Annotated in this window: 11 protein-coding genes; 8 read left to right on the forward strand and 3 right to left on the reverse strand. The window is 57.6% G+C overall.

What is annotated here, in order from left to right; translation table 11 throughout:
• Positions 1–24 precede the first annotated feature (24 nt).
• The 5 genes from glgB (at position 25) to AYI87_RS14440 (ending at position 10,061) form a co-directional block, all read left to right on the forward strand.
• Positions 25–2,340 (forward strand): 1,4-alpha-glucan branching protein GlgB, encoded by a 2,316-nt coding sequence (gene glgB / locus AYI87_RS14420; protein WP_144203272.1) that lies wholly within the window; start codon positions 25–27, stop codon positions 2,338–2,340.
• Positions 2,331–4,559 carry a glycogen debranching protein GlgX gene (glgX, locus tag AYI87_RS14425; RefSeq protein WP_144203274.1) on the forward strand — a complete coding sequence of 743 codons (2,229 nt, stop codon included), beginning with the start codon at positions 2,331–2,333 and terminating at the stop codon, positions 4,557–4,559. The genes glgB and glgX overlap by 10 nt, the downstream gene beginning before the upstream one ends.
• The gene (locus AYI87_RS14430; protein ID WP_144203276.1) at positions 4,556–7,066 is read left to right on the forward strand and encodes a glycogen/starch/alpha-glucan phosphorylase; all 2,511 of its coding nucleotides are present in this window, start codon (positions 4,556–4,558) and stop codon (positions 7,064–7,066) included. Before glgX ends, AYI87_RS14430 begins: the two co-directional genes overlap by 4 nt.
• A gap of 78 nt (positions 7,067–7,144) precedes the next feature.
• Positions 7,145–8,419, forward strand: coding sequence for a glucose-1-phosphate adenylyltransferase (glgC, locus tag AYI87_RS14435; protein ID WP_011864973.1), 1,275 nt, complete (start codon positions 7,145–7,147; stop codon positions 8,417–8,419).
• The gene (locus tag AYI87_RS14440; RefSeq protein WP_144203278.1) at positions 8,412–10,061 is read left to right on the forward strand and encodes a glycogen synthase; all 1,650 of its coding nucleotides are present in this window, start codon (positions 8,412–8,414) and stop codon (positions 10,059–10,061) included. The genes glgC and AYI87_RS14440 overlap by 8 nt, the downstream gene beginning before the upstream one ends.
• A 129-nt stretch (positions 10,062–10,190) precedes the next feature.
• On the opposite strand, the gene AYI87_RS14445 is transcribed toward AYI87_RS14440, so the two are convergent.
• The gene (locus AYI87_RS14445; protein ID WP_144203280.1) at positions 10,191–10,664 is read right to left on the reverse strand and encodes an NYN domain-containing protein; all 474 of its coding nucleotides are present in this window, start codon (positions 10,662–10,664) and stop codon (positions 10,191–10,193) included.
• 192 nt (positions 10,665–10,856) lie between these two features.
• On the opposite strand from AYI87_RS14445, the gene AYI87_RS14450 reads away from it, so the two are divergent.
• Positions 10,857–12,452: a tetratricopeptide repeat-containing sulfotransferase family protein gene (locus AYI87_RS14450; RefSeq protein ID WP_144203282.1), complete on the forward strand. Its 1,596-nt coding sequence runs from the start codon at positions 10,857–10,859 to the stop codon at positions 12,450–12,452.
• A 226-nt stretch (positions 12,453–12,678) separates the two neighbouring features.
• On the opposite strand, the gene AYI87_RS14455 is transcribed toward AYI87_RS14450, so the two are convergent.
• Both AYI87_RS14455 and AYI87_RS14460 read right to left on the reverse strand, forming a co-directional pair.
• Positions 12,679–13,830 carry an aspartyl/asparaginyl beta-hydroxylase domain-containing protein gene (locus tag AYI87_RS14455; RefSeq protein WP_144203284.1) on the reverse strand — a complete coding sequence of 384 codons (1,152 nt, stop codon included), beginning with the start codon at positions 13,828–13,830 and terminating at the stop codon, positions 12,679–12,681.
• A 16-nt stretch (positions 13,831–13,846) separates the two neighbouring features.
• The gene (locus tag AYI87_RS14460) at positions 13,847–14,914 is read right to left on the reverse strand and encodes a sulfotransferase family protein (protein ID WP_144203286.1); all 1,068 of its coding nucleotides are present in this window, start codon (positions 14,912–14,914) and stop codon (positions 13,847–13,849) included.
• 324 nt (positions 14,915–15,238) lie between these two features.
• Here AYI87_RS14460 and AYI87_RS14465 point away from each other — a divergent pair, with 324 nt between their 5' ends.
• Together AYI87_RS14465 and AYI87_RS14470 are read left to right on the forward strand one after the other, a co-directional pair.
• The gene (locus tag AYI87_RS14465; RefSeq protein WP_144203288.1) at positions 15,239–16,420 is read left to right on the forward strand and encodes an efflux RND transporter periplasmic adaptor subunit; all 1,182 of its coding nucleotides are present in this window, start codon (positions 15,239–15,241) and stop codon (positions 16,418–16,420) included.
• Complete coding sequence (locus AYI87_RS14470; RefSeq protein ID WP_144203290.1) at positions 16,420–19,524, forward strand: multidrug efflux RND transporter permease subunit; 3,105 nt, start codon at positions 16,420–16,422, stop codon at positions 19,522–19,524. The genes AYI87_RS14465 and AYI87_RS14470 overlap by 1 nt, the downstream gene beginning before the upstream one ends.
• Positions 19,525–19,609: the final 85 nt, after the last annotated feature.

Genomic DNA, 19,609 nt, shown 5'->3' on the forward strand with positions numbered 1-19,609 from the left:
ACAGACAAGCAAAGGGATAACCAGATGACTAAGCAGATACCAGTGCAGAGACCTGCGCAGACACCAGTGATTGCGCCGACACCACTGATAGCGCCAAGTGAAATTGAAGCCCTGCTGGCTGCCGATTACGTGGATATCTTCGCCTTGTTGGGGATGCACGCCATCGAGATGGCCCCGGCGACTAAAGCGGGTAAGGGCGTCAAGGAGGCTAAGGCGGTAAGCCTGGTCAAACGCCTGGTGGTGCGCTGTTTTCTGCCGGGGGCCGAGCGCGTCGAGCTGATCGCCAAGCAGGATGGCCGTAAGGTGGCCGAGCTGGACAAGTGCCACGATGAGGGGATCTTCGCCGGACTCGCCGGGCGGCGCATCAACCCCTTCGAGTATCGCTTGCGGGTGCATTATCCCTTTAGCGTCGAGGAGTTAAACGACCCTTACCAATATGCCAGCCTGCTGAGTGATGAGGCGCTGTACCTCTTCAGCGAGGGACGTCAGGAGCAGGCCTATCGTTTCATGGGCGCCAACTGGCGTGAGGTCGATGGGGTGAGCGGCGTGCAGTTTTGTGTCTGGGCGCCCAATGCCAAGCGGGTCTCCCTGGTGCACGATGCCATCGACTGGGACGGTCGCCGTCAGGTGATGCGCCACCATCCGGCCAATGGCGTGTGGGAGATCTTCATCCCCTCGATGAAGGCGTTGACTCACTATAAATATGAGATTGTCACCCAGGAGGGAGAGCGACTGCTCAAGGCCGATCCCTTCGGCCGCGCCATGCAGGGCGCACCGGGCAACGCTTCAATCGTACCGCCCCAGCTCGACTATGCCTGGCAGGATAAGCGCTGGCTGGCGAAGCGGGCTAAGCAGAGCTGGCACGATCAGCCCATCTCCATCTATGAGGTGCATCTTGGATCCTGGCGTCGCCAGGGGGAAAACGGCGAGCAGTACCTCAGCTATAGCCAGCTTATCGATCAGCTGATCCCCTATGTGGTCGAGATGGGCTACACCCATCTGCAACTGATGCCCCTGTGCGAATATCCCTTCGACGGCTCCTGGGGCTATCAACCGGTCGGCCTGTTTGCGCCGACCCACAGATTCGGCCAGCCTCACGAACTCAAGGCCTTCGTCGATGCCTGTCATCAGGCCGGCATAGGGGTGATCCTCGATTGGGTCGCGGCGCATTTCCCCAAGGATCCCCATGGGCTGACCCGCTTCGACGGCTCCTGCCTCTATGAGCATGAGGATCCCCGTCAGGGAGAGCATCCAGATTGGGACACCCTTATCTACAACTACGGCCGCGGCGAGGTGCAGAGCTATCTGCTCAGCAACGCCCACTACTGGTTGCAGGAGTTTCATTTAGATGGTCTGCGCCTGGATGCCGTCTCCTCCATGCTCTATCTCGACTACAGCCGCGAGCCCCATCAGTGGCTGCCTAACTCCCATGGTGGGCGCGAGAATCTGGATGCCATCGCCTTCTTGCAGGATCTCAACACCCGCCTCTACCAAGGCTTTCCCGGCATCATGATGATCGCCGAAGAGTCCACCGCCTGGCCCGGCGTTACCAAGCGGGTCGATGAGGGCGGCCTGGGCTTCGGCTTCAAATGGAACATGGGCTGGATGAACGACAGCCTGAGCTATATTGGCCGGGACCCCATCCATCGCAGCCATCATCATAACGAGCTGACCTTCAGCCTGATGTACTGCTTTACCGAGCAGTTCATCCTGTCGCTGAGCCATGACGAGGTGGTGCACGGCAAGGGCTCCTTGCTGCATAAGATCCCCGGCGATGACTGGCAGAAGTTTGCCACCCTGCGGGCCTATCTGGGCTTCATGTGGGGCCATCCGGGCAAGAAACTGCTCTTCATGGGCGCGGATTTTGCCCAGCGCGACGAGTGGGACCATCAGCATAGCCTGGACTGGCACCTGCTGGCGTTCGAGCCCCACCAGGGGATGCAGCGCTGGGTGAAAGATCTCAACAGCCTCTATCGTCAGAGCGTGGCCCTCTATGGCGACGATCACCACGGCGAGGGCTTTAGCTGGCTCGACTGCGATAACGCCAGCGCCGGCGTGCTGAGTTTTATCCGCCAGAGCGGTGACAAGCAGCTGATCTTTATCGTTAACATGACCCCAGAGGTCTACCGCGAGTTTCGCATCGGCCTGCCGCAGCCTGGTCGCTACCATGAGCGCCTCAACAGCGACAGCCACTACTATGGCGGCAGCGACGTGGGCAATCAGGGCGTCATCCACACCGAGCAGGAGACCTATCAGGGTCAGGCCCAGAGTGCCTGCATCAGTGTGCCGCCGCTAGCCTGTCTGGTGCTGGAACTGGACGAGAGTACGTCATGCGACTGACCCACGGCAAGCCTTATCCCTTGGGGGCAACCTTAGATAGCGAGGGGGTGAACTTCGCGCTGTTTTCCGCCCATGCCACTGCCGTCTACCTCTGTCTGTTTGACGAGGAGGATAGGGAAGTGGCCAGGCTGCGTCTCGAGCGTCAGTCCCAGCAGATCTGGCACGGCCATGTGTCTGGGCTCAGGGCGGGTTGCCGCTACGGCTATCGGGTCGATGGCCCCTATCAGCCCTTGATTGGCCACAGATTTAACGTCAACAAGCTGCTGCTCGACCCCTACGCCAGGCGCCTGAGCGGCGCCATCGAAGATCATAAATCCCACTACGGCTATCAGTTTGGTCACGAGCAGGAAGACTTAAGCTTCTGCGAGCTGGATAACGCCGAGCGGATGCCCAAGTGTGTGGTGGTAGATCTCGAAAACCTCAAGCCCATAACGCCCCTGGTGAATCCCTTCGATCAGGGTGATAGCCCGCTGTCCCTGCGCCGCAGCGTGATCTACGAGCTGCATGTGAAGGGCTTTAGTCAGCAAAATCCCGAGGTGGCCAGTGAGCGTCGTGGCCGCTTCGCTGGCCTCGGCGACCCTGCCAGCCTACAACACCTGAAAAGCCTTGGGGTCACCGCCGTCGAGCTTCTGCCCGTGCAGCAGTTTGTCACCGAGGCCTTCCTACAGCAGAAGGGGCTGACGAACTACTGGGGTTACAACACCATAGGCTATTTCGCGCCCCATCAGGCCTACCTAAGCGAGTCAATAAGCGAGTCTGAGGGCGATGGAGCGATAGAGGAGTTTCGCGACATGGTCAGCGCCCTGCACGGCGCTGGCATAGAGGTGATCCTGGATGTGGTCTACAACCATAGCGCCGAGGGCAATCGTCTCGGGCCCACCTATAGCTTCAAGGGGATAGATAACCTCAGCTACTACCGTCTGCACCCCAGCGAGCCGCGCTACTACATCAATGACACCGGCTGCGGCAACACCCTCAACCTGTCCCATCCCAGGGTGTTACAGCTGGTGATGGACTCGCTGCGCTACTGGGTCGAGGTGATGGGGGTCGACGGCTTCAGGTTCGATCTGGCCAGTACCTTGGGGCGTGAGGATCACGGCTTCGATGTGGGCTCCGGCTTCTTCGATGCCATCAGCCAAGATCCTGTGCTTAGCCGGGTGCGTCTTATCGCCGAGCCCTGGGACATAGGCCCAGGTGGCTATCAGCTGGGGCAGTTCCCCATTGGCTGGAGCGAGTGGAACGACAGGTATCGTGATACGGTGCGCCGTTTCTGGCGCGGCGATGCCGGCATGTTGCCCGAGTTCGCCACCCGCTTTCATGGCTCCAGCGATCTGTTCGAACACGCCGGCCGCAAGCCCGCCGCCAGCATCAATTTTATCACCAGCCATGATGGCTTTACCCTGATGGATCTGGTGAGCTATCGCCACAAGCATAATCAGGCCAACGGCGAGCAGAATCGCGACGGCCACAACGAGAACTACAGCGACAACTATGGCCTTGAGGGACAGAGCGACGAGCTGGCGCTCACCGCACTGCGTGCCCGCCAGTGCCGCAACATGCTCACCACTCTGTTTATGTCTCAGGGTGTGCCCATGCTGCTTGCCGGCGATGAGGTGGGCCATAGCCAGCTGGGCAACAACAACGCCTATTGCCAGGACAATCCCGCTAGCTGGCTCAATTGGCGCAAGGATATCGATAGCGACGAACTGCTGAGTTTCACCACTAACCTCATCAAGCTGCGCCGCCGCTTCCCCATGCTATGCCACAGAGACTATATCCACGAGAGTGCCAACCATACCTCGCCTGGGCTGGACTGGTTCTGTAGGCAGGGCGAGCCCATGACCAAGGCCCACTGGGGCGAGGCGCAGACCCGCACCCTGAGCCTGGTGATCAGCGGCGAGTTGGAGGCCCAGGCCGGTTGCCGTCAGGCGCTGCTGCTGATGTTTAACGCCGACAACAGGCCCCAACAATTCACCCTCCCTAGCCTCGAGGGGATTGTGCAGTGGCAGTGTCTGCTCAGTACCCAGGACAGTCCCCAGTATGGCGAGTCCGCCACCTATCAGGCCCTGCTACAGGGCGCCAGCCTGGTGCTGCAGGACCGCAGCCTGATGATCTATTACGCCCAATTTACCTCGGCGCCTTTGGTGACGGGAGAGCCCTCAGCGAGAGAAGAGCCCTCAGCGCTAAAAGAGCCTTCAGCCAAAGGAGAGTCTAGATGAGTTCGACAGCTAAGCCGGTGAAGTCCACTAAAACGAGTAAGACTAGCAGCAAGCCTGTGGTAAAGGTTGAAGCCAAGGTCGACAGCCTTATCTGCGATCCCTGTGAGACCCTGGGGGCCTGTTTCGAGCGTCATATCGACAAGAGCCTGACCCCCAAGGAGCGCGACGAGCAGGCGCTGTTTTACGCCTTCGCCATGAGCGTGAAAGATCAGATGCTGCCCAAGTGGCGCGCCACCCGCCAGCTGGATCGTGAGACGGGCAACAAGAAGGTCGCCTATCTTTCGCTGGAGTTCCTCATGGGGCGGGCCCTTGGCAATGCGCTGCTGAATCTGGATATGAACAACGAGAGCGCCCAAGTATTGAAAGACTATGCGGTGGCGCTGGAGACTCTGGAGGCTCAGGAGCATGACGCCGGGCTGGGCAACGGCGGCCTGGGACGCCTGGCGGCTTGCTTCCTCGACAGCTGCGCCAGCCTGGATCTCAATGTCACCGGCTACGGCATAAGGTATGAGTACGGCATGTTCGCCCAGAAGCTGTGTGACGGCTATCAGGTGGAGCGCCCCGACCGCTGGCTCAGGGACGGTAATCCCTGGGAGGTGAGGGTGCCAAGCCACAACGTGACTGTGCCTTTCTTCGGCCATACCGAGTCCTATATCGACCGTGACGGTAAGCGTCAATACACCTGGGTGGAGACTCAGGATGTGCTGGCGGTGGCCTATGATATCCCTGTGCCCGGCTATCGTAACGAGCGGATAAACACCCTCAGACTGTGGAAGTCTGAGGCCACCGACGATTTCGATCTCGAGGAGTTTAACCAGGGGGATTACACGGAGGCGGTGGCCCGTAAGAACCTGGCGGAGCAGATCACCATGGTGCTCTATCCCAATGACGCCAGCGAGAACGGTAAGGAGTTGAGGCTGCGCCAGCAATATTTTCTTTCTTCTGCCAGCCTGCAGGATCTGCTCAATACCTGGGTGAGCCAGCGCGGTCCCGACTTTAGGGATTTTGCCCGCCAGCATGTGATGCAGCTTAACGACACTCACCCCAGTGTGGCGATCCCCGAACTGATGCGCCTCTTGATGGACAAGTATGGTCTCTCCTGGGATCAGGCCTGGGAGATCACCAGCCAGACCATGGCCTACACCAACCACACCCTGCTGCCCGAGGCGCTGGAGCGCTGGCCGGTGCGCATGTTCGCCCACATGCTGCCCAGGCTGCTGGATATCATCTATGAGATCAACGCCCGCTACCTGGACATGGTAGCTCACCATTGGCCGGGCGATGGCGACAAGCTGCGAGCCATGTCGATCATCGAAGAGGGCGATGAGCCCCATATCCGCATGGCTTACTTGGCGATTGTCGCCAGCTTCTCGGTGAACGGTGTCGCCGGGCTGCACACTCAGCTGTTAACCTCTGGCCTGTTTAAGGACTTCTATGCCCTCTGGCCCGAGAAGTTCAACAACAAGACCAACGGTGTGACGCCGAGACGCTGGCTGGCCCAGAGTAATCCCGCGCTGGCCGAGCTGCTGGGCAAGCGATTAGGCGAAGGCTGGGTGAAAGATCTTAGCCGTCTCAGCGCCCTCAACGCCTTCACCGATGACGAGGGGCTGCTCAAGGCCTGGCAGGAGGTCAAGCATGGCAACAAGCAGCAGCTGGCCGAGCTGGTGGAGCAGGAGTGCGATGTTCGCTTCGACCCTAAGATGATGTTCGATGTGCAGGTGAAACGCATTCACGAATATAAGCGTCAGCTGCTCAATATCCTGCATGTGATCCACCTGTATCACCAGATCCAGCAGGGCAAACTCACGGATATCACCCCTAGGTGCGTGCTGATCGGCGGCAAGGCGGCCCCTGGCTATGCCATGGCCAAGCTGTTGATCAAGCTCGCTAATAATGTGGCCCATATGGTCAACTCAGACCCTCTGGTGACCCCTTATCTGCGTTTTGCCTTCTACCCCAACTATAACGTCAGCGCCATGGAGCGTATCTGCCCGGCGACGGATCTCTCCGAGCAGATCTCTACCGCCGGCAAGGAGGCCTCGGGCACCGGCAACATGAAGTTTATGATGAACGGCGCCCTCACTATAGGCACCCTTGATGGCGCCAATATCGAGATGCTCGAAGAGGTGGGTGAGGATAATTTCTTCCTTTTCGGCCTGAGGGCCGACGAGGTGGAGGCTTTGAGACCCCACTACGATCCCCAGCATTTTATCGCCAAGTCGCAGGCGCTGACCGAGGTGATGAGCCTGCTGGAGAGTGGCCACTTTAATCTGCTTGAGCCTGGGATATTCGATCCCATCATTAACAGCATACGTTGTCCTCGGGACCCTTGGATGACCGCCGCCGATTTCGAGTCTTACCGGCTCGCTCAGGTGCAGGCGGCCAAGGCCTACCGGGATCCCCACCATTGGACACAGATGAGCATACGCAATACCGCCGCCAGTGGTCGCTTCTCCAGCGATGTCACCATTGGTCAATATCGAGACGAGATCTGGGGGATAGCCTAATGACGTTTATCGAGCTAAGTCGGGTCGCCGCGGCGCCCAAGCAACTGGTGTGTTTTTTATCTCAAGGAGTGAGTACCTATGCCTAACATGAATCCTAGCCCACGTTATATCAGTAATTTAACCCGAGAAACCTATGCATTAATCTTGGCCGGGGGGCGAGGTTCACGTCTGCATGAATTGACCGATTGGCGCGCCAAGCCGTCGCTCTATTTCGGGGGCAAGTTCCGCATCATAGACTTCCCGCTGTCGAACTGCATCAACTCGGGCATTCGCCGCATCGGCGTGGTGACCCAGTACAAGTCGCATTCGCTGATCCGCCACGTGATGCGCGGCTGGGGCCACTTCAAGAAGGAGCTGGGTGAGTCGGTGGAGATCCTGCCCGCCTCTCAGCGTTATTCCGAGAGCTGGTATAAGGGCACGGCCGATGCGGTATTTCAGAATATCGACATCATACGCCACGAGTTGCCTAAGTATGTGATGATCCTCTCGGGCGATCACGTCTATCGCATGGACTATGCGGGCCTGCTGGCCGCCCATGCCGAGTCGGGCGCCGATATGACGGTCTCCTGCCTCGAGGTACCTGTGGCCGAGGCCGCGGGCGCCTTTGGGGTGGTCGAGGTGGATGAGCGCAACAAGATCCTCGGTTTCGAAGAGAAACCTGAGCTGCCCAAGCATCTGCCGGAAAATCCCGAGATGTGTCTGGCGTCTATGGGGAACTATGTGTTTAACACTGAATTCCTGTTCGAGCAGCTCAAGAAAGATGCCATGAACGAGAATTCGGATCGCGACTTTGGCAAGGATATCATCCCATCGATCATCGAGGGCCACGAGGTCTACGCCCACCCGTTCAGAAGCGGCTTCACCGATGAGGAGGCCTACTGGCGCGACGTGGGTACCCTGGATTCCTTCTGGCAGGCTAACATGGAGCTGCTATCGCCCACCCCGGCGCTGAATCTCTATGATGCCAAGTGGCCCATCTGGACCTTCCAGGAGCAGCTGCCGCCGGCCAAGTTTGTCTTCGATGACGACGAGCGCCGCGGCATGGCGGTGGACTCCATCGTCTCCGGTGGCTGCATCATCTCGGGCTCGACCGTGAGACGCAGCGTGCTGTTCAACGAGGTGCAGGTCTGCTCCTACTCTACGGTGGAAAACGCTGTGGTGCTGCCCGATGTGGTGGTGCTGCGTCACTGCCAGATCAAGAACGCCATCTTAGACAGAGGCTGCATCATCCCCGAGGGTACGGTAATTGGCCATGACCATGATCACGACAGGGCGCGGGGCTTTAGGGTCTCGGAAGGTGGGATCACCCTGGTGACCCGTGACATGTTGGGGCTACCGGTGGGTTATGAGTAAGACGCAAGGGGAGAGCGCCATGAAGCGCGTGTTGATGGTCGCCGCCGAAAATGGCGCGCTCAAGGGCGCCAAGGTGGGCGGCATGGCCGATGTGATCCGTGACCTGCCGGGCGCCCTCTATCCGCTGGGTGTGTGTAGCGATGTGATCATGCCAAGCTATGGTTTTCTGCATCGTCAGCAGAAAGCCGAGCCGCTGGGTGAACTGGTGGTCGACTTCTATGGTCAGCCCCACTGGCTGACCCTCTACCGCGCGGCGCATCCCAGTCTGCCTGAGGTGAACCTCTTCTTGTTGGATCACCCGCTGTTCGATCAGGGCGGTAAGATCTACACCCCGGGGGCGAGCGATCGCCCTTTCGCCGAGGACGCCAACAAGTTCGCCCTGTTCTGCCTCGGGGTCGCCAAGGCGGTGTTGTCCGGCTTGATGCCTCGGCCGGACCATCTGCATCTGCACGACTGGCACTGCGGCGTGCTGGCGCTGCTGCGGGCCTTTGCCCCCGAGTATGCAGCGCTGCAGGCGATCCCCTGTGTGCTGTCTATCCACAATCTGGCGATTCAGGGGGCGCGCCCCTTAACTCAGGAGCACTCCTCCTTGCAGGCCTGGTTGCCGAGTCTGTTTGCCTCGCTTGGCAGTGATGCGCTCAATCAGGTGACAGATCCCAGGTATCCCCAATGTTTCAATCCACTGCGCGCCGCCATAGTGCTGAGCGATCGCGTGCATCTGGTGTCCCCCAGCTATGCCCAGGAGGTGCTGCGTCCCTCATCGCCCGACAAGGGGTTTATTGGCGGCGAAGGGCTGGAGGCGGACCTTCAGCAGAAGCAGCAAGCGGGCGCGCTGCATGGCATCTTAAACGGCTGCGAGTATCCGAGTAAGTTGAAACGTTCGGGTCAGCTCAGCAAACGTCAGGCGCTGCTCAGGGGCAACACCGACAAGCTGTTGCCGCTCATCGATAGCGCCGAGCGGGCGATACAAGGTTGGTTATGCCAGACACCTTGGGTGCGCAGCGTGGATCAGCAGGCGCTGATGACCCTTGCCCGGCTGAGGCGACAATCGGAGTTTCAGGATGCCCCTAGGCTGCTGCTGACCTCTGTAGGGCGCCTGACGGATCAGAAGATGGCGATCCTCTGCTATCGTGATGAGCAGGGTATCAGCACCCTAGAATATCTGCTAAAGCTCTTGGCTGATCACGCCCCTAACGGCCTGATGGCTATCCTGGGTAGCGGCGATCAGGCGATAGAGGCGCAACTGGCAAAGCTTGCCGGGCGCTATCAGAACCTGCTCTTTGTCAACGGCTTCGACTTGCCATTGTCTGACACCCTGTACGAGTGCGGTAACCTGTTTATCATGCCCAGCTCCTTCGAGCCCTGCGGCATTAGCCAAATGCTGGCGATGCGGGCCGCTCAGCCCTGTCTGGTTCATGGCGTCGGGGGCCTCAAAGATACGGTGAGTCATGGCGAAGACGGTTTCGTCTTCTACGGCGATAGCTTGGCGGAGCAGGCGAGTGCCTTGCTGGAGGTGCTGGCGCAGACCTTGCCGCTCATCGGCAAGGAGGCCTGGCATGTTATCTGTGACAATGCCAGTCAGAAGCGTTTCAGCTGGGGCGCCTCGGCAAAGCGTTACTGTCAGCACCTCTACTGCCTGTAAGCCTCTGGCGATAATGACTGACCTTGAGGGACTAACTTGAGTGGTTAACGTCAGGGGCTAATGTGAGGGGCTATCGTGATGGGTTAACGTCAGGGGCTAGCTTGAGCAGCTAGCTCCCGAGATGCTCGACTAGCGTAGCAGTTCACCTTCTATGGGATGAAACTGGGTGACTGCGTCCATCAGCGCCTTGGCACTGAGCTCAGGCACGCCATAAACCTCTGTCTCTAGGGGATACTTGCGGCCGATATGTTCGAGCAGCAACGCGAAGTCGCCATCGCCCGAGAGCAAGATGACAGTATCCACCTCAGGGGCGTGTTCCATGATATCTATGGTGATCCCCACGTCCCAGTCGCCCTTGGCGCTGCCGTCACTGCGCTGGATAAAGGGCTTCAACTTGACCTCGAAGCCGATATGTTTTAGCGCGTCCTGAAACTTTATCTGACCATCATCGCCCCGGTCGATGGCATAGGCTAACGCCGTAACTATCTCCCCCTGCTCATTAAGTCTCTGCCACAGCGCGTGGTAGTTAAACTGACGACCATAGGCCTGGCGGCAGGTGTAATAGATGTTTTGTACATCGACAAAGAGGGCGATCCGTTTCAATTTGACAGCTTAGCTTGTTGAGTCATGGCTTGACCTTAACTTAGTGGCTTGATGAGGGGAAGGGGCAGGGGAATAAATAGGCTTTGTTAACACTTCGTTGCTTTTGTCTGGGGGCGATGTTTAGAATAGGCCTGCAAACCAAGATCACAGTCGCAGTCACTTAAATAATAACGATAACAACAGGAGTATGACTTGAGTCGAGAAGCGCGCTATTTAGAGGAAGCCAGAGGCTTTTATCAGAGTGGAAAATTCTCCTCTGCCGGCATCTATGCCCGTAAGGTGATTCGCAGAGAACCCAGTAATGGTGAGGCGCAGGCGCTATTGGGCCACCTCGCTTTTCGAAGTAGTGAGCATCAAGAAGCCTTGAGCTGCTACCTAAAGGCCCAAGCGGCTGGATTTCAAGATCAAGAACTGCGCTTAAATCTGGTGACCCTGCATGAGTGCCGCGAGGCCTTCTTCGATGCCGTCAACTTACTCAGGGAGCTGGTTAAAGAAACGCCGCAAGATCTAAGCCTGCAGCTTCGCCTGGGGATAAACGCCAGCCGCACCGGCGATATGGCGACGGCCGAGTCGGCGCTACTTGCTGGGTTAGCGGGTGATGAGCAGGCGGCGCAGGCAAGCCTCAACCTTGGGCATGTCTACAAGGCCAAGGGGGACACAGATAAGGCCGCAGCCTTCTACCATGATTATATTCGTTTGGCGCCCAGTCAGCAGGCGACCGCCTACTGGAGTCTGGCGGATCTGAAAAACTATCGGTTCACCGAGCAAGATGAAGCCGCCCTTAAGGCCAATATTGCTGCCGAGGAGTTCTCTCAGGCGAGTCAGTCGCTGTTTCATTTCGCCCTGAATCGTGTCTATGAGCAGCGCAAGCAGGGTGAGCAGGCCTTCGATGCAGTGCGAATGGCCAACCAGCTGATGCGTCCACTACGCCCCTTTAAGAGAGAGGCCTTTACCCGCTTGGTCGATAGCCTCAAGTCGGTTGAGGTGAAGCCGCGCGGTGCAGAGACTAGCGGGCCTTGGACACCTATCTTTATTGTCGGCATGCCGCGCTCGGGCACCACCCTGTGCGAGCAGATCCTTGCCAGCCACTCTCAAGTTGCCGCGACTGATGAGCTGCCCTTCATGGAGCGTCTGGCATTGAGTCTGGAGATGAAGGGAGGCTATGGCGCCATGTTGCCCCGGCTGTCAGATGAGCAGATAGCCCAGATGCGTCAGCAGTATATCGAGCAGGTGAATCAATATCTCCAGTCCCAAGGAGAAGTGTCGCCAAGCCTGGTGCCAAGCTTAGTGATAGACAAGAACCCCAACAATTTCATCCATATTGGTCTCATCAAGACACTGTTTCCTGAGGCCAAGATCATCAATGTGATCCGCGATGCCAGAGACAACGCCATGGGGGTCTATAAGCAGCACTTTAGCCATGGTCATGACTACTCCTACCATCTGGATGATATATGCCACTATTGGCAGCTATATCTGGAGTTGATGGCCCATTGGCAGCAGACCTATGGCGATAGCCTGTATCACCTCTGTTTCGAGCAGTTGGTAAAGGCGCCGGATCAGCAGATCCCGGCCATGGTGGACTATGTCGGTTTGGCACTCGAGCCTGCCTGTCTTAAGTTCTATGAGTCAAAGCGCAGCGTGCTGACCCCTAGTGCCAGTCAGGTAAGAAGGCCGATGAATGTTAAGGCGATAGGTCAGAGTGAGGCCTACGCGGCATTCATTCCCAATGCCTATCGTACCCTGACCGAGATTGCCGATAGGGCTCAAAAGACCTTCTTGAGTTGATGGGGCGATAACCTAAGCTATCTTGGATTAGATGTCTTGGATTAGATGTCTTGAATTAGATGTCTTGAATTAGATGTCTTGAATTAGGTGTCTTAAGTAAGCGCTGACACAGTAAAAAAGGGCGACACAAGTGTGTCGCCCTTTGTTGTATGGCTGAAGCCGATTGGCTAATGCGAACGGCCATCGCTAACGGCCATCGCTAACGGCCATTACGAACGGCTAGGGGTTAGTTAAGCTGACCGTGGCACTGCTTATATTTCTTGCCAGAGCCGCAGGGGCAGGGGCTGTTGCGAGTCAGTCCAGGCTCGGGTTGCGGTTTCTTCATAGTGCTAGCGGCTTGCGACGATGGTGCGGGTCTTGTTTGTGAAGATATGGGGGCGCTGGGTGTCGGCACAGGTTGAGGTGCGGCTGTATTTACCTGAGCCAACTCTGGGCTCATGGCCGGCCCCATGATCAGATGCACCAGTATCTTCATTGCCGATGTCTGACTGTCCACCATCACCTGCTGCTCTAGCGGCGCCGCCTGCGCCAAAGTTTGTTGCCGCAGTCGATGGAAGACGTCCCAGCCGGCCTTATCATCGCCAAACTGTGACCAGAGTGCCTGCCAATCTAGCGCGAAGTCATTGAGTAACTTGATAAAGGCTTGGCTTGCCACTGAGCTATTTCCCGTTGCGCTTTGGATCTGAGCACAGAGCTCCTGGGTTAGCAGACGTACCTCGCTGGGGGGCATCACCAAGGGGAAGTTCACTTTCTCTGTGATGATCTCTGTAGATTTCTCTGGAGTGTAACTCAGGTGTTTAGGCTTAAAGTCTGGGTCTTCTAGGTTGCCATAGGCTAGCGATGCCTCGTTGACCATCTGCCAAAAACGACTCGAGCCCATGGTGTCGATAACCAGATGCACCCGCATCTTGTCGCTGTCGTTCACTACCTTATGATATTTCCAGGAGTCGAAGATCCAGCATTCGCCTTCACCCATGTGTACCTGCTTATCGTCACAGTGAAATTGCACGGCGTCGTCTGTGACGATGGGAATATGGATGCGTACCCGGTTGTGCCAATGGTAGTTGATGTCGCTGTGCAGCGGCACCTCGCAGCCGGGGGCCAGGCGCATCAGACGAGAGCGGCCAATTACCTCACCGAAGGAGGCGATAACCTGCTGAAGATAGGGGCTCTGCAGCAGCGCCGGAGTGGGACTCATGGGGCCCTTAAACTCGTTGTTAAAGCTGCCGCCGACCGAGATGAGGGCGATGGCCGAATTGCCTTTAAAGCTTTCATGATGGGCGCGCCAGTCTTCCTCGGTGAAGACCGACAGCTCCTGTTGCAGGCGCTCGACATCAAAGCTTAGGGGCAGACGGTAGAACTCTTTTGCTAACTTCATAATCTCTCTTTTATCCCTATTGCAGTTTGCCGTGACAGGCCTTGTATCTCAGCCCAGAGCCACAGGGGCAAGGGGCATTGCGGGCGGTATTTGGGTAGCGAGTGCGCGAACCCTCGGTTGACAGGGCATTCGCTTGCTCGGGTTTGGTCTCTACCTTATAAGGGGGAGTTGACGCTGGCGTTTGTTGGTCCTCTGGTGGCGAGGGCAGATTTGTCGCAAAAGGCAAGATGTCTCGTGATGCCAGTCGCTGATTTACCTTATGCAGGCAAGCCTGTGTTTGTGGCCAGATGGTGGCGATGGCCGCATAGTTGGCCAGCCATTTATCGGCCTTAGGAGCCGAGACTGTGTAGCGTGAGTGAAGCAGCTTGCCTTCGCAGCGCTCGGCCAATGAGGCGTCTAAAGGAAGCTGGCAGAACTCGACTATCTTCTGGGTGGTGCCCTTAGGATCGGCAACCAGATCATGATAGCTGACTAAGTGCCAGCGCTCTTGGGGCAGCTTGTCCAGCGAGGCCATGATGTGCTCGTTGGCCTGACACCACTGGAAGCAGGCGACCTGTTCTAGTGGCTTTCCTCTGAGCGCCTGCCAACCCGGAGGCAGCAGGAGTGACCAGTCGCCGCCCCAGCCGGGCAGGCCAGGGTAGGTGCGAAAACGGCCGCTGCGCCAGGCCTGCATTATGCTGGCAACATTTTCCTTGGGATCCCGGACCAGATAGATGAATCGGGCGTCGGGAAAGAGCTTAGCGAGAAAGTCGATACGCAGGCTGTTCTTTGGGGTTTTCTCCAGAAAGCGGATCGGTCCTAAGCTCTTCTGGTAGGCCTTACCCTGATGATCTCTTAGTGCGGCCTCAAAATCTGCCTTGAGCTGCTGGTCAATGTCCGCATCCCAGTCGCTGATATCCAGCGCGTTGGAGGCAAATCCCTTAGCGGTGATATTGAGCTGCCTATGCTTTTCTATTACTGCGTGGCTCTCGCCACCAATGGTCCAGAGTGATTCGCTATGGCTTAAGAGTTCAAAAAGCAGGGTGCTGCCGGATCGCGGCGCCGAGATGATGATAATGGGTCTATCGAAACAGGATTGATGCAACAGCGCCACCTTCTGTAGGGTGTTTTGATATTGTTATGGTGGCTTTACTTTAATGTTATTGCAGAAAAACTCAAGTGGGCGGCTCGTTTGGCCGTTCCAAGTTATGGCTCTGGAAGAGGGGATGCGCAGGGTTCAACAAAAGTGAAGTCTGGGCGTCTGAATGAGTTTTGGCGATAGGTAAAGGCTAGCCGACACATCTGTTTGCACTCTTACGCTTCAATGAATGTGACGCTTTGCGCAGCTTTACATTGCTTTACCCACCTAAGGGCGGCGCCATTTTACAATAGGGGCTGTCGAAAAGCCCATGGATAAGATACCACCCCAATGGATAAAAAATACCTGTACATTCCCCTTGGCATGCTGGCGCTAGCCGCCTTGCTCACCTTTGCCGTTAATGCCAATCAGGCTAAGAGTCAGTCCCCTAATTCTTCGGCCCAAGCTATAAATGGCAAACCCTCTCATGCCAAAGCTGAGGCCAGAGCCGTGCCGATTGCCAGTGCCCGGGTCGAGTCCCATGAAGTGGCTCAGCATCTCTCATTGGTGGGCAAGCTTGCCGCCAATCGCTCGGTACAGATAGCTGCCGAGGTATCGGGTAAGGTGCAGGCGATCAACTTAAGCGACAATCAGGCGGTGTCTCAGGGGCAGGTATTGGTACATCTTGAAGATGCCAAGGCCAAGGCGAATCTTGCAGAGGCCAAGGCTTATCTGAACGATGAGCGGCGCAAGTTAGGCGAGTACAAGCGGCTCATAGAACAGCACGCCATTACCCAGACAGAGATAGATGCTCAGCTGGCCAGCGTCGATATTGCCGAGGCCAGGCTCCAGGCCGCCCAGGCTGACTTAGATTATCACACCCTCAAGGCGCCCTTCGACGGTGTGATCGGGCTGGTGGACTTTAGTCTGGGCAAGCTGGTGAGCGTGGGCAGCGAGCTGGTCAGCCTGGACGATCTCTCCAGCATGCGTCTGGATCTGCAGATCCCCGAACGTTATCTGTCGCAGATCTACTTAGGCATGCCTGTGGTGGCCAGCAGCAGCGCCTGGCCCGGCGCCGAGTTTCATGGTCAGGTGGTGGCCATGGCGCCGCGGATCAATCCCGAGACCCTTAATCTTAAGGTGAGGGTGAATTTTGATAACCCCAGCCTTCAGCTCAGGCCCGGCATGTTGATCTCGGCGCGGCTTAATTTTGCTCCTGTGACCCAGGCGGTAGTGCCGGTTCAGGCGCTGGAGTACTCAGGCACCAAACGTTTCATCTATGTGATCGACACCGATAATATCGCGCGCCGCACTCAGGTGACTCTGGGGGCGCGTATCGACGATCAGGTGCTGATCGATGATGGCTTATCCTTGGGCGACAGAATCGTGGTCAAGGGACTGGTCAACATGCGTGATGGCATCAAGGTGGAAGATGTTGAAACCGGCCAGCTCGCCGAGGGGCCGGGAGGCAGGCGTTTGACTCAGGCCCAGATTCAGACGGGCGAGACTGACACCGCGCGGGGGCAGAGCTAATGTTGCTGTCGGATGTGTCGGTAAAACGCCCCGTGGTGGCGGTCGTCTTAAGCTTGCTGCTGTGTGTATTTGGTCTGGTGAGTTTCTCCAAGCTGGCGGTGCGAGAGATGCCGGATGTGGAGAGCCCCGTGGTGACTGTGATGACCAGTTACAGCGGCGCCTCGGCCAGCATCATGGAGAGTCAGATCACCACAGTGCTCGAGGATGAGCTTACGGGGATCAGCGGCATCGACGAGATCACCTCTGTGACCCGCAACGGCATGTCACGCATCACAATCAGCTTCGATCTGGACTGGAACCTAACCGAAGGGGTGAGCGATGTGCGCGACGCCGTGGCCCGCGCCCAGCGTCGTCTGCCGGACGAGGCCGATGAGCCTATCGTCTCCAAGGACAATGGGTCGGGCGAGCCTTCCGTTTACATCAACCTCAGCTCCAGCACTATGGACAGGACTCAGCTGACCGATTATGCCCAGCGAGTGCTTGAGGACAGGTTTAGCCTGATCACCGGGGTGAGCTCGGTCAATATCTCCGGCGGTCTCTATAAGGTGATGTATGTGCAGCTGGATCCTAAGTTGATGGCCGGGCGCGGGGTGACCACCACAGATATTACCGATGCGCTGCGCAGCGAGAACGTGGAGAGCCCAGGCGGTGAGGTGCGCAACGACACGACTGTGATGACGGTACGCACCGCCAGACTATACCTGCACCCTGAAGACTTCGATTACTTGGTGGTGCGAACCGCCAGCGACGGCAGCCCCATCTATCTTAAGGACGTGGCGCGGGTGTTTATCGGCGCCGAGAATGAAAACTCCACCTTCAAGAGTGACGGTGTGCCTAACCTCAGCTTAGGAATTGTGGCGCAGTCGGACGCCAATCCTTTGCAGGTGGCGCAGCGGGTGCGCGAGGAGGTGGATAAGCTACAGAAATTCCTGCCTGAGGGCACTCAGCTGTCTGTGGATTATGACTCGACCGTCTTTATCGACCAGTCTATCGGCGAGGTGTACAACACCCTCTATATCACCGGGGCCTTGGTGGTCTTGGTGCTCTATCTGTTTATCGGTCAGGCGAGGGCAACGCTGATCCCCGCGGTGACCGTACCAGTGTCGCTGATCTCGGCCTTCATCGCCGCAAACTACCTGGGTTACTCTATCAATCTACTGACCCTGATGGCGCTCATCCTGGCTATCGGCTTGGTGGTGGATGATGCCATCGTGGTGGTTGAGAACATCTTTCACCATATCGAGCGGGGTGAACCTGCGATTCTGGCGGCCTATAAGGGGGCCAGAGAGGTGGGGTTTGCCGTGGTGGCCACCACCGCCGTGTTGGTGATGGTGTTTCTGCCTATCTCCTTTATGGATGGCATGGTGGGGCGTCTCTTTACCGAGTTTGCCGTGATGCTGGCCATGGCGGTGATCTTCTCTTCGGTTATCGCCCTAACCCTGACCCCAGTGCTTGGTAGTAAGCTCCTCAAGCGCAAACACAGGCCCAATGCCCTTAATCGTCTGATGGACAGCGGTTTCGCCCGACTCGAAGCCTGGTATCGCCGCGCCGTGGCCTGGGCGGTGCGTTACCGCCTGGCGGCGCCTGTGGTGATTGTCGCCTGTGTCATAGGTAGCGGTCTGCTGATGAACCAGGTGCCTGCGCAGCTGGCGCCCCAGGAAGACAGAGGCGTGATCTTCGCCTTCGTCAAGGGGGCGGAGGGCACCAGCTACAACCGGATGACGGCCAATATGGATATCGTCGAGCAGCGCCTGATGCCGCTGCTCAGTCAGGGAGTGATCAAATCCTTTAGCGTACAGGCGCCGGCGTTCGGGGGACGGGCAGGTGATCAAACCGGCTTTGTGATCATGCAGCTAGAGGATTGGCAGGCCCGCGATATCAATGCGCAGCAGGCGCTGGCTGTGGTGGCTAAGGCGCTTAAGGGGATCCCAGATGTGATGGTGCGGCCCATGTTGCCCGGCTTTAGGGGCAAGTCCAGCGAGCCGGTGCAATTTGTGCTGGGCGGCAGTGACTATGATGAGCTGTTCAAGTGGGCGAGCGAGCTTAAGGCGATCGCCGATGCCTCGTCAATCGTCACGGGGGCCGATCTTGACTATGCCGAGACCACCCCAGAGCTGGTGGTGAGCGTGGACAGGCAGCGCGCCGCGGAGCTGGGAATAAGTGTTGCTCAGGTGTCCCAGACTCTGGAGGTGATGCTAGGTGGACGCAGCGAGACCAGCTTTATCGAGCGCGGCGAAGAGTATGACGTATATCTGCGGGGCAAGGAGGAGAGCTTTAACAGCATGGCGGACCTGAGTCAGATCTATATGCGCGCCGCCAACGGTGAGCTGATCACCTTAGATGCCATCACCCATATCGAAGAGGTCGCCTCGGCCCATAAGCTAAGCCATACCAATAAGCAGAAGTCGATAACCCTCAAGGCCAACCTCGGTGAGGGCTATACCTTAGGTGAGGCGCTGGACTTCCTCGATGCCAAGGCTATCGAGATCTTACCCGGCGATATCAGCATCAGCTACACGGGGGAGTCGAAAGAGTTTAAGGAAAATCAGAGCAGCGTCATGCTGGTCTTCGGTTTAGCGCTGCTGGTGGCTTACCTGGTGTTGGCGGCCCAGTTCGAGAGCTTCATCAACCCGCTGGTGGTAATGCTGACGGTTCCCATGGGGATTTTCGGTGGATTCATCGGTCTCTATCTGATGGGGCTCGGGCTCAACATCTATAGCCAGATCGGGATGATCATGCTGATCGGCATGGTGACTAAGAATGGCATCTTAATCGTCGAGTTTGCCAATCAGCTCAGGGACAGGGGCGCCTCGCTGGATCAGGCGATACTGGACGCCTCGGCGCGTCGCCTGCGCCCCATCCTGATGACGGCCTTCACCACCTTGGTCGGTGCCGTGCCCTTGATTCTATCGAGCGGCGCCGGTTCTGAGAGCCGGATCGCCGTGGGCACAGTGGTGTTCTTCGGCATGGCGTTCGCCACCCTGGTGACCCTGTTGGTGATCCCTGCCATGTATCGGCTGATCTCGGGTCGCACCCGCTCACCGGGTTTCGTCGCCGCCCAGCTTGAGACCGCCATCGCCAAACAGCAGTCAAGCGGCGCCTGAGTGGCTGATTGTTAGATTAGACGACTCGATGCAAGAGTGACGCTCCTGTCTTGCCTCTGTGTGAGATAGGGGCAAGACAGAGAAA

It is taken from the genome of Shewanella sp. KCT, from assembly GCF_007636505.1.
Lineage (GTDB): Bacteria > Pseudomonadota > Gammaproteobacteria > Enterobacterales > Shewanellaceae > Shewanella > Shewanella halotolerans.

Bases quoted from the DNA above. Each gene is read 5' to 3' on its own strand.
- AYI87_RS14440 (WP_144203278.1), top strand. From the start codon at position 8,412: ATGAGTAAGACGCAAGGGGAGAGCGCCATGAAGCGCGTGTTGATGGTC.
- AYI87_RS14470 (WP_144203290.1), top strand. From the start codon at position 16,420: ATGTTGCTGTCGGATGTGTCGGTAAAACGCCCCGTGGTGGCGGTCGTC.
- AYI87_RS14455 (WP_144203284.1), bottom strand. From the start codon at position 13,830: ATGAAGTTAGCAAAAGAGTTCTACCGTCTGCCCCTAAGCTTTGATGTC.
- AYI87_RS14430 (WP_144203276.1), top strand. From the start codon at position 4,556: ATGAGTTCGACAGCTAAGCCGGTGAAGTCCACTAAAACGAGTAAGACT.
- glgX (WP_144203274.1), top strand. From the start codon at position 2,331: ATGCGACTGACCCACGGCAAGCCTTATCCCTTGGGGGCAACCTTAGAT.
- AYI87_RS14465 (WP_144203288.1), top strand. From the start codon at position 15,239: ATGGATAAAAAATACCTGTACATTCCCCTTGGCATGCTGGCGCTAGCC.
- glgB (WP_144203272.1), top strand. From the start codon at position 25: ATGACTAAGCAGATACCAGTGCAGAGACCTGCGCAGACACCAGTGATT.
- glgC (WP_011864973.1), top strand. From the start codon at position 7,145: ATGCCTAACATGAATCCTAGCCCACGTTATATCAGTAATTTAACCCGA.